The organism is Flavobacterium sp. LPB0248 (assembly GCF_013388355.1).
GTDB lineage: Bacteria > Bacteroidota > Bacteroidia > Flavobacteriales > Flavobacteriaceae > Flavobacterium.
The window spans coordinates 553,582-571,354 of sequence record NZ_CP058246.1 but is presented as its reverse complement, the minus strand read 5'-3'; the positions used below and the strand labels follow the sequence as shown (position 1 = coordinate 571,354).

Sequence of the window (17,773 nt, the reverse complement as noted above, 5' to 3'; positions counted from 1 at the left end):
CGTAAAACGATCTACGATAATGTTTTAGAAAACAGAAAAAGGTTTTAAAATTAAAAGCAGAATTTTCATGCTAAATACCTATATTTGATATGCCAGTTTAAAACATATCAATGAAAAAATTCAATGAACATTCTACCTTAGATCTTTTTGAGAAAGGTTTGATTACAGAAAATCAATTCGAAGAAGTTAAGACCTATCGAAATCTAAATATCTTTTCGTTAAATGCAGAATTAAAGTTATTCCTTTATTTATCAATATTGTTATTTACTTCAGGAATTGGAATTCTGATTTATGAAAATATTGATACAATTGGACATATCGCCATTCTAGCATTGCTTTTAATAGTTATTGCAGTTTGTTTTTTCTATTGTTTCAAATATTCTAAAGGTTTCCAGAAAGGCGAAGTTACTTTTGAACATCCGGTTTTAGAATATCTGGTTTTGGCAGGAAATATTCTGACTTGTATCTTTATCGGATATCTGCAATTTCAATATAAACCTTTTGGAGATCACTACGGATTGGCTACTTTAATCCCAACAATAGTAAGTTTCTTTTGCGCTTATTATTTTGATAATAGAAGTGTCTTGACTATTGCTGTTACAGGTTTAGCGGCGTATGTGGGACTTTCGGTTACACCACAGGATATATTTAATGACAGCAATAATTTGTACGCTAGCCAAAGTTTGAGTTATTCTGCCGTAATGTTAGGGGTTTTGCTGGTTTTGTGGACGATTTACAGCCGTAGAATTTCGCTCAAAACGCACTTTAGCTTGGTTTTCCTGACTTTCGCATTGCATATTGTAAGTATCGCTTCGATTAGTAATTTGACAGGTTATGATACTTTAACATGGATAATATTTGCTTTGATTTTAGCTGGTTCAACATATTATTTTTATAAAGCCAGCTACGAATATAAAGCAATGTCTTTATATGTATTTATGATTGTGTATGCTTACATCGGCGGAAATATTGTTTTGTTTAGAATTTTTGAAAACGTTGATTTCTCTGATATTTGGGAATTACTTATTTTTCTATTGCCAGCATATTTCATTGGATCAATTGTAATGTTTATTAAATTAATTAAAAACTTCCATAAAGTTATTGCAGAATGATAGTATACAACAAACAATTATTAGATAATGAGGCTTTAACAGATGAAGCAGATGCTTTATTTCAAGGTGGTTTTATAAGTAAAGATCAGAAGAAATTTATAGAAAAGGAATTACCAGTTTTAAAAAGCCAAAGTAATATTTTAGTTAGAATAGGATTCTTTTTACTTGGTTGCTTGTTATATCTTTCGGTTTGCGGCGCAATTTCTTTGTTTGGACTAAGCGCTGAGAATACATTTTTTCAGATCTGCTGTTACATTTTTGCTACAGTGGGATTTGTTGGAGCAGAATTGCTTGCAAATCAAAATTTTCATAATCACGGTTTAGATGATGCTTTTATATTGAATGCACTGTTATGCTTAGGCGCAGCAATAGGAATAACAACAGAAGGGTACGAAATGGTAATTGCTTTTTTTGTTACAATTGGAGCGCTTTTTATGTTTCTAAGGTATTTGCATGTGCTGTCAATGCTTATGTTTTGCCTTTCAGCAACTGCTTTTTTGTTTTATGGAATGTTTGAATTTGGAGATATAGGAAAAGCAATTTTGCCATTTATAGCAATGATTTTTGCGGCTGTATTTTATTTCTTGACAAAAAAAAGGATGAATCGTTTAAACGAAAGTTATTACTACAATGGACTTTTGTTAGCTAATAGTTTTTGTTTGGTGTTATTTTATCTTTCTTGCAATTATCTGGTGGTAAGAGAACTTTCTGCAGAGCTTTTAGGAGTAGAAGTGAAACCTGGAACCGACATTCCGTTTGCTTATTTCTTCTATGCTTTTACTTTCATTGTTCCAATTGTTTATTTGGGGCAAGCTATAAAAACAAAAGATAGAATAATGCTTTGGTTGAGTTTTTTAGCGATCGCATTTTCAATTTATACGATTAGATTTTATCATTCCGTTTTGCCAATTGAAGTTGCGCTTACATTAGGAGGGATAATTCTATTTGCAATAGCTTATTTTTCAATTAAAAAATTAAAAGAAAAAGAGAGCGGATTAACCTTTAAGCCAGATAGAATCAATCATTCTGACAGTTTATTAAATGCAGAAGCTTTAGTGGTAGCTTCAACTTTCGGTATGAAACCAGGAGTTAAAACAGATTCTCCAATGGAATTTGGAGGAGGAGGTTTCAGCGGAGGAGGCTCTGAGGGAAGTTTTTAAGTTTAATTATGAATTATGAGTTGAGCGCTAATTTGGATTAAAATTTAAAGTTGACGTAAAAAATCAAAAGCCTGAAATTATTTGTATAGTTTCAGGCTTTTAATTTTGTTTAGTTTAAGTAATTAACTCATAACTTAGATCTTACTCTTCAATGCTTCTGCATCAATATCACTGTGCGAAACATCGTAAACTGCTTTTCCGTTTTTGATTAAAATCAATTGTGGAGATTCGTGATATACTCCAAATCTGCTGGCAATTTCATTTGAAACGTCTCTATGTGCGATCAAGTCCAAAAAGTACGCATCAACAACACCCTCAAGATCAAATTCTCTTTCAAATTGTTTTAAGGCCATTCGGCTAATACTACATCTTGTGCTATGTTTGAAAATTACAACTGGTTTCTCATTTGAAATGGCTTCAATTTCCATTAATTGAAGAATATCTGTTAATTCTGTCCAGTTAACTTTACTTTTTGCTGCTTCTGAGTTCTCTGAACTTCCGAAGATTGAATTAAAAAAACTCATATTTGGCTTACTTTGTGACTTTTTGACGTGTTAAAACGATAAAAACTTGATTTTAACCGTCATTTTGTCTGTTTTTTTACTGTGGAATATAATTTGTCTATTAGAATACAAAGTTAAATTATTTGAGTTAACTATTTACCTCAATAAATCGTAACTTTAATCCTATTTAATTTATAAGGTTAAATCAGTCAAAATCAAAAAGATATGAATATAAATAAGTTTACTATTAAATCGCAGGAAGCCATTCAGTTGTCTCAGCAGTTAGCACAACGAAATGGCCGGCAGCAAATTGAAAATGAGCACATTTTCAAAGCAATATTTGAAGTTGATGAAAACGTGGCGCCATTTATTCTAAAAAAATTGAATGTAAATGTGCCTTTGTTTTTGCAAATTTTAGACAGTACAATTCAGAGTTTTCCAAAAGTTTCTGGAGGAGATGTTATGCTTTCTCGAGACGCGAACAAAGCTTTGAATGAAGCTGAAATCATTGCACAAAAAATGAACGACGAATACGTTTCGATCGAACATTTAATTTTAGCCATTTTTGACTCAAAAAGTAAAGTTTCTCAGATTTTAAAAGATCAGGGAGTTACAGGAAAAGGTTTGAAAGCGGCTATTGAGGAACTAAGAAAAGGCGAAAGAGTAACTTCGGCTTCGGCAGAAGAAACCTATAATTCGCTTAATAAATTTGCTAAAAACTTAAACGAATTAGCTCGTACAGGAAAATTAGATCCAGTTATTGGGCGTGATGAAGAAATTCGTCGTGTGTTGCAGATTCTAACTCGTAGAACAAAAAACAACCCAATGCTTATTGGGGAACCTGGAGTTGGTAAAACTGCAATTGCAGAAGGATTGGCACATAGAATTGTGGATGGCGACGTTCCAGAAAACTTAAAAGATAAAATCGTTTTTTCTCTTGATATGGGAGCTTTGATTGCCGGAGCGAAATATAAAGGAGAATTTGAGGAGCGTCTGAAATCGGTTGTAAAAGAAGTTACCGCCGCAGACGGAGATATAGTTTTGTTTATTGATGAGATTCATACGCTTGTAGGAGCGGGTGGAGGTGAAGGCGCAATGGATGCGGCTAACATCTTGAAACCAGCTTTAGCTCGTGGAGAATTGAGAGCAATTGGTGCTACAACTTTAGATGAATATCAAAAATATTTCGAAAAAGATAAAGCGCTTGAAAGACGTTTCCAGAAAGTTCTTATCGATGAACCAGATACAGAAAGTGCTATTTCAATCTTACGTGGTATCAAAGAGAAATACGAAACACACCATAAAGTTCAGATTAAAGACGAGGCAATTATTGCTGCAGTTGAGCTTTCGCAAAGATATATCACCAATCGTTTCCTACCAGATAAGGCGATTGACTTAATGGATGAAGCTGCTTCTAAATTACGTATGGAAATCAATTCGAAACCAGAGGAATTAGATGTTTTGGATCGTAAAATCATGCAGTTGGAAATTGAAATTGAAGCTATCAAACGTGAGAAGGAAGAAAGCAAGCTGAAAATTTTAGGTATGGAATTAGCCAACCTTAAAGAAGAGCGCAACGAAATCTATGCAAAATGGAAACAGGAAAAAGATATTGTTGACGGAATTCAGGCTGTAAAACACGAAATTGAAGACTTTAAATACGAAGCGGAACGTGCAGAACGTGAAGGTGATTATGGAAAAGTAGCTGAGATTCGTTATGGAAAAATAAAAGAAGCACAAGAACGTCAGGAAAGTCTGCAAAAACAGTTGTTAGAATTTCAATCTGGAAACTCTTTGATTAAAGAAGAAGTAACAAGAGAGGATATTGCAGAAGTTGTAGCAAAATGGACTGGAATTCCAGTAACCAAAATGCTTCAGACAGAAAGAGAAAAATTATTGCACCTTGAAGACGAATTGCACAAACGTGTAGTAGGTCAGGAAGAAGCGATAGAAGCAGTGAGTGATGCTGTTCGTAGAAGCCGTGCCGGTTTACAGGATATGAAAAAACCTGTTGGTTCATTCTTATTTTTAGGAACAACCGGAGTTGGTAAAACGGAGCTAGCAAAAGCGTTGGCTGAATATCTTTTTGATGATGAAAACGCCATGACTCGTATTGATATGAGTGAGTACCAAGAACGCCACAGTGTGAGCCGTTTAGTTGGTGCACCTCCAGGATATGTAGGTTATGATGAAGGAGGTCAATTGACAGAGGCTGTTCGTAGAAAACCTTATTCTGTTGTGTTGCTAGACGAGATTGAAAAAGCGCATCCAGATACTTTCAATATTTTATTGCAGGTTCTAGATGAAGGTCGTTTGACAGACAACAAAGGACGCCTAGCAGATTTCAGAAATACGATTATTATTATGACCTCAAATATGGGAAGTAATATCATCCAGGAGAAATTTGAAAACCTAAAAGGAGGTGTTGAGGCAGCAACAGAAGCAGCTAAAAACGAAGTTTTAGGATTGTTAAAACAAACGGTTCGTCCTGAGTTTATCAACCGTATCGATGAAATTGTAATGTTTACACCGCTTACAGTAGAGAATATCTCGAGAATCGTAAACTTACAGTTAAAGAGTGTTACAAAAATGCTGGCTTTGCAGGGCATTACAATGGATGCAACTCCAGAAGCTATTGCTTACTTGGCCGACAAAGGTTATGATCCGCACTTTGGGGCAAGACCTGTAAAACGTGTAGTTCAAAGAGAAGTTTTAAATCAATTGTCAAAAGAGATTTTGGCAGGAAATATTACAACAGACAGCATCATTTTATTAGATGCTTTCGATGGCAAACTGGTTTTTAGAAACCAGACAGTTAAATAATTATTTTTTTTAGTTAATCTTGAAAAAGCATCAGTGTCAAAGCTGGTGCTTTTTTTGTTAATATGTAATGAGATTTAATCTTTTTTAACGGTTATTTTGCGTAAGAAATAATCTATATTTGAATCAACTATTAAATCAAATATATGAAAAGAAACCAAAGAACATTTTTAATTTTAGTTTTTGCCAGTTTTTTATTTGTAACTCATTCTAATGCGCAAGAAAGCATTGTTGTTACTGGCGGAAAAGGCACTGGTGCAGGCGGAACGGCAAGCTATTCAATAGGGCAAATTGCCGATGTACGATTGCAAGGAAGTGGTGGATCGGCACAAGAGGGAATTCAGCAACCTTATGAAATAGCGACTCTCAGTAATGAGAAATTTGATGAAATTAGTTTAGTGATGACAGCTTTTCCTAACCCTGTTGTCGATGAGCTAAATCTTATCGTTGTAAATGATAAATTTGGGGTTTTATCCTATAATTTATTTGATATCAATGGGAGAATTATAGCAAAAGCTGTAAATGTTACTTCGTCAGAAACAAAAGTCTCTATGCAAGGATTAACAAAGGGAGTGTATTTTCTTGTAGTAAATAACAATTCTAAAGCAATAAAAACTTTTAAAATTATTAAAAAATAGAAATCTAAAACCGTAGAAAAATATATGAAAAAAATTACTCTGGTATTACTATTATTAAGTTCTTTTACAGCCTTATTCGCGCAAGCGCCACAAAGAATGAATTATCAATCTGTGATTCGCAAAACAGATGGCACTTTGTTGGCAAATACCGTTATAGGTATTAAAACGAGTATTTTGCAAGGTTCACTAACAGGGGTTGCTTCTTATGTAGAAACCCAAATCGCAACAACAAACGTAAACGGATTAGCAACAATAGAAATAGGGGGAGGAACTCCAGTTACAGGTACATTTTCGGGAATTGATTGGGGTGCGGGGTCTCATTTTGTTAAAACAGAAATTGACCCAACAGGAGGAACCAATTATACAATTAGTGGTACAAGTCAGCTATTAAGCGTTCCTTATGCTTTGTATGCTGGAAGTAGTGCGAATAAAGGGAAAACCAGTATAATCATTACCGGAGATGTTACAGATGCAGAGGCAGCAACGCAGATATCTGCCGAATTTGGACCTTATACAGAAAATATCTACGTAACTAGTACAACAAATTTGACAACTATAGATTTGAGTGTAATAAAAAAACTAGTAAACTTAAAGATCCAAAATAATTCAAAATTAGTTAGCTTCAATTTAAGTAATCTTATTGAGGTTTATAATGATTTAGATGTCGGTAATAATGATGTGCTAACTTCAGCTACATTTCCTGCTTTGAAAATATTACATGCATACGATACAGGTATTTTAAATAATCCCTCGTTGGTATCGATCTCATTTCCAGTTTTAACTTCTAGTAAAGGTCTTTATTTTCAAAATAATTCAAGTCTCACGACTATTGACTTACCATTATTAGCATCTATTACAGATACAAGTTTATCACTCAATTTTAATAAAAATGCGCTTTCTAGTTCACAAGTCAATTTAATTTTACATAGATTACTTAATATTCCTGCTGCTGCACAAAGTTATATTCAGTTGCAAGGCCAAAATCCACCTGCTCCTCCTACAGGGCAAGGAATTCTTGATAAAGCAACTTTAATAAACAGAGGCAACAGTGTTTCTACCGATTAATTTAAAAAAGAAATCATAATAAAAGCATCAGTTTTTTAGCTGATGCTTTTTGTATAAAATTTTGAAACTTTTTCCCCAATTCATATAACGAGATATTTTTAAAAAAGAGCCAATTTTAAATTAATAAAAATCATTAAATTATTAATTAAAAATAGAAATCATGAATAACATATTTAGAGGATTATTGGCAGGATACGGCGCTAAAAAGTTAGGAGGCGGATGCTTCGGAACCATTATCGTTTTTATTATTCTATGGGTTCTATTAGGGCAATGTAACTAAAACCGCAATACAGGAAATTACCTGTAAAAATCATAAATTTTGATGCAGGAATATTGGGCAGATTAAGTCAAAATGTCTAGATTCGCATCACTAAAAATAAATTTAAAAAATGGCTTCAGGTTTTTTTGTTCTATTAGATGATATCGCAGCAATTATGGATGATGTTGCAGTAATGAGTAAAGTTGCTGCAAAGAAAACTGCTGGAATTCTTGGCGACGACTTAGCGGTAAATGCAGAAAAAGCTTCTGGATTTGCATCTTCACGAGAGTTGCCAGTTTTGTGGGCAATCAGCAAAGGTTCTTTACTTAATAAAATTATCATTCTTCCAATTGCATTTTTGTTAAGTGCATTTTTTCCAATTGCAATTATGGTAATTTTGGTGCTTGGAGGGTTATTTTTGGCTTATGAAGGAGCAGAAAAAATTTATGAGTTTATTGTTCCTCACAAACATGAAGAATCGGAAGGAATAACTGATGAAGTATTGACTGAAGAAGAAATTTTAGCAGTAGAAAAAACAAAAGTAAAATCTGCCATTGTAACCGATTTTATCTTATCTGTCGAAATTGTGATTATTGCTTTAGGAACCGTAATCGGGAAACCATTGTTATCACAGATTATAACTGTTTCAATTATTGCTTTGATTGCTACAGTTGGAGTTTACGGAATCGTAGCGCTTATTGTTCGTATGGACGAAGTAGGTTTTAAGATGATTCAGCACAGTAAAAAGGAAAAAAGTCTTTTAAAAAGTGTTGGAAATATATTGGTTCAAGCACTTCCAAAAGTAATTAAAGCGCTAACTATTATCGGAACTATTGCGTTGATTTTGGTTGCTGGTGGATTATTTGTCCATAACATCGAGTTCTTTCACCATCTATTGCCAAACTTTCCTTCAATTGTAAAAGAATTTGCAATTGGACTTATAATGGGTTTTATTGTTTTGGCAATTGTAAATCTCTTTAAAAAGATTTTTCAAAAGAAGACAGCATAAATTTGCATTAAAATATACTTTAACGAAAACATCAGCTCACAGCTGATGTTTTTTTTTGAGCAGATTGATTCATTTTCAAAAAGCTCTCTATCTACCATATTTTTTGTTCCGGATCGCCATCAAAACTGCTGCAAAAAGATGCCGTTTCTATTGGGGTTGATTAATATTATTTTTGTTTTTATAGGAAATAACAGTAATTTTTAAATATTTTTTTATAAAATAAATTACTGATTTTTAGTTCTTTAATGATACATCGCAACTTTTTAACATTTTTTATAAGCAACCTTTGCAACCAAGGTGCGTCTTCATAGTAATTAACAATTAATTATTATTTTATATGAAAAGTTTTAGATTAAAAACAGCTTTAGTAGTATTATTTTTATCAATTGGATTTGTTTCTTGCAGTAGCGACGATGATAAAGTAGAATCGACAGTTAAAACAAAAACAGCATTTGTAACCGAAATTAAAGGACCAGAAACTGGAAAAGTAAATGAAGAATTAAGTTATGACGTGACTTTTATTGTAGATAATGCTTGTGGAGAATTTGATAAAATTAGCGAAACAACGATTGGTACAGACAAAGGATTGCAAGTTGTGGCAAAATATGCTTCAGATGTTTGTACACAGCAAATTCCAGATCCTAAAAAAACAGTTTATAAATTTAAATCTGCAACAAAAGGAACTTTCGAAATTAAATTCAAGAAATCAGAAACTGAATTCCTTACTCAAAAAGTAGTGATCGAATAACAACTTGTTAAGTTGATATTTTTTTAGGTTGAAAGCCATTTTACGGAAGTTTTATTTTAAACGGACGTGAAATGGTTTTTTGATTTTAAGGAATTGGCACTGATTTATTAGTTGTTATATAAAAGTTATCTGCTTTGACATTCCTTTAAAAAGTATTATTTTTGCACTCTAAATTTTATGTCATGCCGAAAAGAAAGTATAAAATATCAGTGATTCAGTTAAATCTGAATGATGTTGCCGAAAATAATCTTAAAAAATGTATCAGCTGGGTAAGAGACGCTGCAAGTCAAGGTGCAGAAGTTATCTTATTGCCTGAATTATATAGCAGTCATTATTTTTGTCAAAGTGAAGATGTAGATAATTTTGCATTAGCAGAACCACTTTACAGTACTTCATTTATTGCATTCAGCGAATTGGCAAAAGAATTAGGAGTAGTAATTATTGTTCCTTTCTTCGAGAAAAGAATGGCAGGAATCTATCATAATAGTGCTTACATCATTGATACTGATGGAACAGAGGCTGGTTTATATCGTAAGATGCACATTCCAGATGATCCTCATTTCTATGAAAAATTCTATTTCACTCCAGGTGATTTAGGTTTCCAGGCAATCGAAACTAAAAAAGGAACTATTGGAACTTTAATCTGCTGGGATCAATGGTATCCAGAAGCAGCTCGTATTACAGCGCTTAAAGGAGCAGAAGTTTTATTCTATCCGACAGCAATTGGATGGCATCCAAAAGAAAAAGAACAATACGGAGAGAATCAATATGGTGCTTGGATGAATGTAATGAAAGGTCATGCAGTAGCAAATGGTGTTTTCGTTGCAGCAGCAAACCGAATTGGTCTTGAAAAATACCTTGAAGGAACAGAAGGAATTCAGTTTTGGGGAGCTTCATTTATTGCAGGACCGCAAGGAGAAATTTTAGCTCAAGCTTCTCATGATAAAGAGGAAATTTTAATTGCTGAGGTTGATTTAGATTTACAAGAAAATGTTCGTCAAAACTGGCCATTCTTTAGAGATAGAAGAATTGATGCTTTTGGAGACATTACAAAAAGAGCAATTGATAAATAATTTGATTTATCTAAAATATATAAAAAGGACAAAATATACATTTTGTCCTTTTTTTTTGTAAGCTTCGGAGAAGCTAAATATTTATAGCAAAGAATAAATGTTTACAATGTAAAGCTCCAGCGGAGCGACATGTTCTTTTAGAATTTAATAGATGTCGCTCCGCTGGAGCTTTTTATTTTGTCTTGTTTGTAGTGCTATAAATATTTAGCTTCTCCGAAGCTTTAAATAAGTATACAATATAATAAAAAAAGGAGCTATTTCAATACGAAATAGCTCCTTTTCTGCTTTTAGCTTTATATATAGATTACTTCACTTGGAAAGTAACTCGTCTCACGATTTGACGTGCTTCTTTAGAATTTTTGTTAACAGAAGTATCTTCTCCATTAGCAATTACATTCAGTCTAGAAGCATCGATTCCAGCATTTACTGCTACTTTTTTCACAGCTTCAGCTCGTTTTCTAGATAATTCAGTGTTGTAGCTTGAGCTTCCAATTTCATCAGCATAACCAATAATGTCGGCAGATTTTCCAGGATTGTTTTTCAAGTATTTCACTAAGAAATCAACACCAGATAATGAAGCATTTGTTGGTTTAGACGAATTGAAATCGAAGTAAACATTTACATAACCACCGTTGATTAATTCTTCAACTGTATTGTTTGTAGCTGTTCCAGCACCTTTTTTCTCGTAAGTTTTGTCTAAGTAGCTTTCTAACTCATCTGGAACGCCATTTTGATTGGTATCAATAGATTGTCCTTTTGTGTTAACAGCAACTCCTGCAATACTGTTTGGTTCTAAATCGTATAAATCAGCAACTCCATCTTTGTCTGAATCAATAAGACCAGTTTCGATTAAGTCAACTCTTTGTTCCAATTCGCTGATTCTATCTTCTTCACCAACCCAGTCAGCATGTTTTTGGTTTTTACCTAGGTAGAAAGTTAAACCTACAGAAGCATTTAATAAAACGCCATCAAAAGAACCTGTGGTAGTATTTCCCATTCCGTCAAAGTTCCAGTTTTGTCTTCCGTTAACAATTCCGGTAAGATCACCTGTCAACGCTACTCGGTCGCTTAATCTAATTTGTCCTGTTAAACCAGCAATTCCGTGAGCCATGTAATCTTGTCCGCCAAATCCTGTTTCAGTACTGATTTGAGAAACCCCAAAACCACCATGTGCCAAAAGACCGATTGTGTTTGTCCAAGTTTCGAAATTTAAAGCACGTCCAACATTGATAACCCCTTGTAAACTTGCTCTAACGTAGCGGCTGTCAAAATCTGGAGTGTTTTTTTTCTCTTTGAATTGATCGTAACCCACATCTAATTTTACCCCAAACTTTGGACTGAACATATATCTTACGCCCAAATCTCCGTGGAAAAAGTTTAACGATTCTGTAGTATAACCTGGAGTCATTGTTCTGGTTGGTTTGTTGACCCCACCATTAAGCTCGATCGACCATTTGTTGTATTCTTGATCTACATTTGGTTTTGTAGAAGTAGTAGCCATATTTTGAGCACCTGCAGCAAATGATAGTAATAATAAGGATACTGATACTAATTTCTTTTTCATGATATCAAAAATTAAATTGTTTTTATTTTAAACTCTGAAACAAAATTAGAGGTCGAATTCTAGAAAGTGTTGTATATACCCTTACATAATTCCCATATTTTGGCTTTTAATTGTGTAAATCCGTTAAAATAAGTACAATAGAATGCATAAAAAAGGACAAAATTCACATTTTGTCCTTTTGCTATCCTTAAAAAAGAGTTATTATTTTAAATCAGGCTGATAAATTTTAACAGATCCATCTCCTTCGCTGCTTACTACCAATAAGCTTCTTTTTGTCGGACTTTTTGAAGCCGGAATAAAAAGAATACCCTCTGGAGCATCTCCTGTTTTTACCGTTTGTAAATACTGAGGAGAAGTTGGGTTTGTAGCATCATAAACCATAAAAGCATCAGATCTTTCAAGTCCTACAAACAGAATATTTTGATTTCCCATTTTAGCCACAACTACAGCTTCTGGTTCAGAACCTTTATCATCACTTCTTTTGTCATCATATGTGCCAATTTCGTTAGTCTTTTTGTCAACATCATTTTTGCTGTCAAAAACAATTTTTCCTGTATTTCCGTTCCAGATAGAAAAAGATCTTCCTCCAAAACTTACCATTTGATCTAAATCTCCATCTCCGTCAGTATCTCCCATGTCAGCAATAAGGTTTAATCTTCCCATATTAGCATCTAATTTTAAAGTAGCTGCATCAGGGAAAGCTGTTGCGTCAAGCGTCATGCTTTTCATACGCTTCACATCAGTGTAGGCAGTGTATTCTCTTGCATCACCTTCGTTAGCGGTTACAAAATAAGGAACATTATTTACAGTATAATGACTGATTGCATCTGGCATATACAATCCTTTTACTTTCCAAGGATTAAAAGCAATTTTATTGTCGCTATCGCTTACGTCAATTGCATTTTCAGCAGTATTGTAATCTTTTAAACCTAAGGGATAAATCGCTGTAATGGTTTTAGAAGTTAAATCAACTTTTGCAACACCATTATTTTCTTGTAAAGTTACCCAAGCCGTTTTAGAATCGTCTGAAATTGTAATATATTCAGGTTCGATATCTTGAGCAAAACTAGTTTTAGCAAATTTTGAAATTCTGAAGCCATCTTTTACCAGTGCCGAAGCCTGACCAGCAAATGAAGCGAAGTCTAAAGTTGTTACATTATAAGTGCTCGTTTCAATAATAGAAACAGTTCCGTTTGGATCTTGTGTGTAATCTGTATTTGGTTCGCCTTCATTAGCAGTCATGATATATTTTCCGTCTGGTGAAAAAGTAATCATGTCTGGCAAAGCACCAACTGTTACTTGTTTGATTAAGCTGTAATCTGAAGTGTTAAAAATAACTACTTTACCGTTTCCTTGTTTGTTTACTGTAGATTCTAAAGCTACAGCAAGTTTTCCGTCAAAAACAGAAACGCTATTTGCTGCGCCTTCGTAGGCAACTAAATCAATTTTTCCGATTTTAAGTGGTTTTGTTGGATCACTAATATCGATAACGTCAATTTGATTAACACCGCTATTGTTTACTGTAAAAAGTCTTTTCGTTTTTTCGCAGTAAGCAGAAATTTCAGCAGCAGCTTCTCCGCCAATTGTAATAGAACCAATTTCTTTAAAAGTTCTTGGATTTTCGTTTACAACAACTTCTGGTTCGGTGTTTGAATTTTCATCATTGTTACAGCTTGCCAATAAAAAAAGAGCAGCTAATAATGAGAGAGATAAATTTTTCATGTGTTAGTTTTTAGTTTTGGCAAAAGTAATTCTGAGCTCTCTGTTAAATATTAAGTGTGTATTATTTAATCTTTAACTTAAATTTTGCAGGATAAGTTTTGTGAAATTACAGAGGAATTTCAACCAAATGTTTTATAATCCTAACGAATGCTTATCTTTGCACTTTCTAAATTAGAACCTATTTATGTCAACAAATAATAGAAGATTTCCAGCAGAATGGGAAAAGCAACAAGGAATTGTATTGTGTTTTCCGCACAATGGTAACGATTGGCCAGGAAAATATGAAGCCGTTCAGTGGGCTTTTGTAGAATTTATTAAAAAAGTAGCCACTTTTGAAACTGTTTTTTTGGTTGTAGCCGATGAAAAACTGAAAGAGAAAGTTGCTGATATGCTTGAAAGAGCTCGCGTTAATACTGAAAACGTTTCTTATATTGTTCATAAAACAAACAGAAGCTGGATGCGCGATTCAGGACCAATTATTGTAAAAAATGGTTCAAAAAGAGAAGCGTTAAACTTCAACTTTAATGGATGGGCAAAATATAAAAACTACCAATTAGATAAATTTGTTCCAGGTAAAGTTGCCGATTGTATTGATGTTCCTTTGACTCAAGTAATGTACAAAGGAAAACCAGTAATTGTCGAAGGTGGAGCGATTGATGTAAATGGAAAAGGAACTTTATTAACTTCTGAGGAATGCTTGATGCATCCTACAATTCAAGTAAGAAATCCTGGTTTTACAAAAGAAGATTACGAAGCTGTTTTTAAAGAATATCTTGGAGTTACGAATGTAATTTGGTTAGGAGACGGAATAGAAGGAGATGATACGCATGGACATATCGACGATTTATGCCGATTTGTAAACGAAGATACGATTGTAACAATTGTAGAAACAGATAAAAACGATTCAAATTACAAACCTTTACAGGACAATTTGAAACGTTTGCAGAATGCTAAATTAGAAAACGGAAAATCGCCAGTTATTGTAGCATTGCCAATGCCAAAACGTGTTGATTTTGAAGATTTAAGATTGCCGGCAAGTTATGCTAATTTCTTAATCTTGAATAATTGCGTTTTAGTACCAACATTCAACGACAGCAACGATCGAGTAGCTTTAAACATATTAGCAGAATGTTTTCCAGATCGTGAAGTAATCGGTATTAGCTGCATCGATTTTATCTGGGGATTCGGAACTTTACATTGTTTAAGTCAGCAGATTCCTGCATAAAAATAGTAGCCACAGATTATAAAATAATCGTTTTGATATTTTTAATCTGTGATAAAATTATCAGATATACAGAGACTTTCTTATATAATTTAAGCTGTCACCAAAAGGGGCAGCTTTTTTTTGTTGTATATTTAACAGACAGATTTGCCGTGTGTCCACACATCCTTCTTATATTCGTATGTTCAATAATGCAGAAATGCAGATTTAATTTTATATGAAGAAAATATTTTTTATCCTTTCCGTGCTTTCTTCCGGAGTTCTTTTTTCGCAGTCTGATTCACAAGACAAAAATGAACTTACATTTGCCACCTACAATGTAAGTATGGAATCTGATAATTATTCTCCCAAAGGTGCAATGGGAAAATCGGAGCAGATACTGATTTATCAGCTTAATTCAGGGCATAATACTCAAATCAGAAATATTGCCCAGATTATTCAGACCGTTAGACCAGACGTTATTTTGCTAAACGAATTTGATTATATTAAAGACCCTGAACTTGGTGTAAAGGCGTTTATAAAAAATTATTTGAATGTGAGCCAAGGTGGAGCAACCGCTATTGATTACCCTTATTACTATTATTCGACAGTGAATACAGGTCAGCCAAGTCCTTACGATTTGAACAATGATGGAAAGTTGGATAATTTTGGAAACGATGCATGGGCATTTGGCATGTATCCTGGACAATACGGGATGATGCTTTTATCTAAATATCCTATTGATGTTAAGGCGGTTCGTACTTTCCAGCATTTTAAATGGAAAGACATGCCAGGAGCATTGATTACCAAAAAAGCAGATGGATCGGATTGGTACAGTAAGAAAGCATGGAAGGAATTTCCATTATCTTCAAAATCTCACTGGGATGTTCCTGTAGAAATTGGGAATAAAACAGTTCACGTTTTAGTCAGTCATCCAACTCCTCCTACTTTTGATGGAGATGAAGATCGAAATGGAAAAAGAAATCATGATGAAATCCGATTCTGGAGAGATTATATTTCAGACAATTCTGCTTCGTATATTTATGATGATAAAGGAGTAAAAGGAGGTTTGCCTCGAGATTCTCGATTTATCATCATGGGTGATCAAAACGCCTCGCCAGTTGAAGGAGATGCTATGAGAGAAGGTATAAAATCCTTAATAGAAAGTCCGAAAATTAATAGCGACTTTACACCTGCTAGTAAAGGTGGTGCTGAATTTAGTCCTAAAAATCCTTTTGGAGTTAATCATACAGCCTTTTGGAGAATGCGAGCTGATTATGTATTGCCATCCAGACTTGGTTTCAAGGTTGTTAATAGCGGTGTATTCTGGCCTGCAAAAGGTGAGCCAATGTCAGAATTGGTAGAAAAACGAGAATCAAGTTCAGATCATCGTTTGGTTTGGGTAAAAGTGGTCTTAGAATAAATAGCTTTTTTTTCAACTTTTTCTAGATTAAATATAAAGCATAAAAAAAACCTTGGCATCGCCAAGGTTTTTTTGTTTTTCTATATCTCTTCAGATTGCTCTGCTCTTCATTGTCTCGTAAATGGAGGTAAAAGCTGGCTTGAAACTTCTCCAAATCCAATTCTCACTTCGTTGTTTTCACAGAAACCGCGAATAATAACAGTATCATTATCTTCAATAAATTTACGTTCACTTCCGTCACTTAGTTTAAGCGGATTTTTTCCTCCCCAAGTTAATTCTAGCATAGAACCAAAACTATCAGGAGTTGGACCAGAAATAGTTCCAGAACCCATCATATCTCCAGAATTCACGCGACATCCATTTGAAGTATGATGCGTTAATTGCTGAGCCATAGACCAGTACATATACTTGAAGTTAGATTTTGAAATTATCGTTTCTTCTTGATTTTCTGGTTGTAAAGAAACTTCTAAATGAATATCAAAAGCTTTTTTTCCTTTTGTCTGCAAATACGGAAGCGGAGACGGATCTTGTTTTGGTCCCTTAGTTCTAAAAGGTTCCAAAGCATCCATAGTCACAATCCAAGGTGAAATTGAAGTGGCAAAGTTTTTTGCTAGGAATGGCCCAAGAGGCACATATTCCCATTTTTGCATATCGCGCGCACTCCAGTCATTTAGTAAAACCATTCCGAAAATATAATCTTCAGCTTCATAAGTTGATATATTTTCGCCCATTACATTTACATCTGTAGTAATAAAAGCAGTTTCTAATTCAAAATCAACTAAACGAGATGCTCCAAAAACTGGTGTGTCATGTCCAGCGGGTAAAGTTTGTCCCATTGGTCTGTGAACTGGAATTCCAGAAGGAACAATTGTAGAGCTTCTTCCGTGATATCCAACCGGAATGTGTAGCCAGTTTGGCAATAAAGCATTATCTGGATCACGGAACATTTTTCCTACGTTTGTAGCATGTTCTCTGCTTGAATAAAAGTCCGTATAATCACCAATTAAAACTGGTAATTGCATTTCTACGTCTTCGATTTTAAATATAACAATATCGCGATGTTTTGTTGTATCTCTTAATTGAGGATTAGTTTCGTCGAAAATCTCAGCAATGCGATTTCGCACCAGGCGCCATGTTTTTTTTCCATCAGAAATAAAATCATTTAGCGTATCCTGCATAAACATATCATCGGTTAATTCTATTCCTTCAAAATAGTTTAATTGCTGTAAAGCTCCTAAATCTATGGCATAATCGCCAATTCTTGTTCCTACAGTAACGACATTTTCTTTGGTAAGAAATACACCGAAAGGAATATTCTGAATAGGGAAGTCGCTATTTTGTGGCACTTCTAACCATGATTTTCTATTGGTATCGTTGGCGGTTATTGGCATGTTTAATGTTAATTGTTTGTTGAAAAATTACATGTCAAATATATCATAATCTAGCTGTTTGACAAACGTTTTTTTGTATTTTTGC

General features: G+C 33.9%; 14 protein-coding genes. 10 read left to right on the top strand and 4 right to left on the bottom strand.

From position 1 onward, the window contains the following. Positions 1 to 110 precede the first annotated feature (110 nt). Positions 111 to 1,112: a DUF2157 domain-containing protein gene (locus tag LPB248_RS02160; protein WP_177209969.1), complete on the top strand. Its 1,002-nt coding sequence runs from the start codon at positions 111 to 113 to the stop codon at positions 1,110 to 1,112. After that, positions 1,109 to 2,272, top strand: a complete 1,164-nt coding sequence (locus LPB248_RS02155; RefSeq protein WP_177209968.1) for a hypothetical protein — start codon at positions 1,109 to 1,111, stop codon at positions 2,270 to 2,272. The genes LPB248_RS02160 and LPB248_RS02155 overlap by 4 nt, the downstream gene beginning before the upstream one ends. Before the next feature lie 134 nt (positions 2,273 to 2,406). On the opposite strand, the gene ytxJ is transcribed toward LPB248_RS02155, so the two are convergent. Further along, positions 2,407 to 2,796, bottom strand: a complete 390-nt coding sequence (gene ytxJ, locus LPB248_RS02150; RefSeq protein WP_177209967.1) for a bacillithiol system redox-active protein YtxJ — start codon at positions 2,794 to 2,796, stop codon at positions 2,407 to 2,409. A gap of 204 nt (positions 2,797 to 3,000) precedes the next feature. Between ytxJ and clpB the strand changes: the two genes are divergently transcribed. The 6 genes from clpB to LPB248_RS02120 all read left to right on the top strand — a co-directional run bounded on the left by clpB (position 3,001) and on the right by LPB248_RS02120 (position 10,387). Continuing rightward, entirely contained in the window at positions 3,001 to 5,598 is a 2,598-nt protein-coding gene (gene clpB, locus LPB248_RS02145; protein WP_177209966.1) for an ATP-dependent chaperone ClpB, read from the top strand. A gap of 143 nt (positions 5,599 to 5,741) precedes the next feature. Beyond that, positions 5,742 to 6,233, top strand: a complete 492-nt coding sequence (locus tag LPB248_RS02140; RefSeq protein WP_177209965.1) for a T9SS type A sorting domain-containing protein — start codon at positions 5,742 to 5,744, stop codon at positions 6,231 to 6,233. Positions 6,234 to 6,257: 24 nt separating this feature from the next. After that, positions 6,258 to 7,298, top strand: coding sequence for a hypothetical protein (locus LPB248_RS02135; RefSeq protein ID WP_177209964.1), 1,041 nt, complete (start codon positions 6,258 to 6,260; stop codon positions 7,296 to 7,298). Positions 7,299 to 7,687: 389 nt separating this feature from the next. Next, positions 7,688 to 8,566, top strand: coding sequence for a DUF808 domain-containing protein (locus LPB248_RS02130; protein ID WP_177209963.1), 879 nt, complete (start codon positions 7,688 to 7,690; stop codon positions 8,564 to 8,566). Between the two features lie 337 nt (positions 8,567 to 8,903). After that, positions 8,904 to 9,314 carry a hypothetical protein gene (locus LPB248_RS02125; RefSeq protein WP_177209962.1) on the top strand — a complete coding sequence of 137 codons (411 nt, stop codon included), beginning with the start codon at positions 8,904 to 8,906 and terminating at the stop codon, positions 9,312 to 9,314. Between the two features lie 182 nt (positions 9,315 to 9,496). Further along, complete coding sequence (locus LPB248_RS02120) at positions 9,497 to 10,387, top strand: carbon-nitrogen hydrolase (RefSeq protein WP_177209961.1); 891 nt, start codon at positions 9,497 to 9,499, stop codon at positions 10,385 to 10,387. Between the two features lie 304 nt (positions 10,388 to 10,691). Here LPB248_RS02120 and LPB248_RS02115 read toward each other — a convergent pair whose 3' ends face one another. Beyond that, entirely contained in the window at positions 10,692 to 11,951 is a 1,260-nt protein-coding gene (locus tag LPB248_RS02115; protein WP_177209960.1) for an OmpA family protein, read from the bottom strand. Positions 11,952 to 12,152: 201 nt separating this feature from the next. Further along, a complete protein-coding gene (locus tag LPB248_RS02110) occupies positions 12,153 to 13,673 on the bottom strand; it encodes a choice-of-anchor I family protein (protein ID WP_177209959.1) in 1,521 nt (506 codons plus the stop codon). 184 nt (positions 13,674 to 13,857) lie between these two features. On the opposite strand from LPB248_RS02110, the gene LPB248_RS02105 reads away from it, so the two are divergent. Together LPB248_RS02105 and LPB248_RS02100 are read left to right on the top strand one after the other, a co-directional pair. After that, complete coding sequence (locus tag LPB248_RS02105; RefSeq protein ID WP_177209958.1) at positions 13,858 to 14,898, top strand: agmatine/peptidylarginine deiminase; 1,041 nt, start codon at positions 13,858 to 13,860, stop codon at positions 14,896 to 14,898. Positions 14,899 to 15,112: 214 nt separating this feature from the next. After that, complete coding sequence (locus tag LPB248_RS02100; protein ID WP_177209957.1) at positions 15,113 to 16,297, top strand: endonuclease/exonuclease/phosphatase family protein; 1,185 nt, start codon at positions 15,113 to 15,115, stop codon at positions 16,295 to 16,297. Between the two features lie 107 nt (positions 16,298 to 16,404). Here the strand turns inward: LPB248_RS02100 and fahA are convergent, their stop codons facing one another. Then, positions 16,405 to 17,688, bottom strand: a complete 1,284-nt coding sequence (gene fahA / locus LPB248_RS02095) for a fumarylacetoacetase (protein WP_177209956.1) — start codon at positions 17,686 to 17,688, stop codon at positions 16,405 to 16,407. Between the last annotated feature and the right edge of the window lie 85 nt (positions 17,689 to 17,773).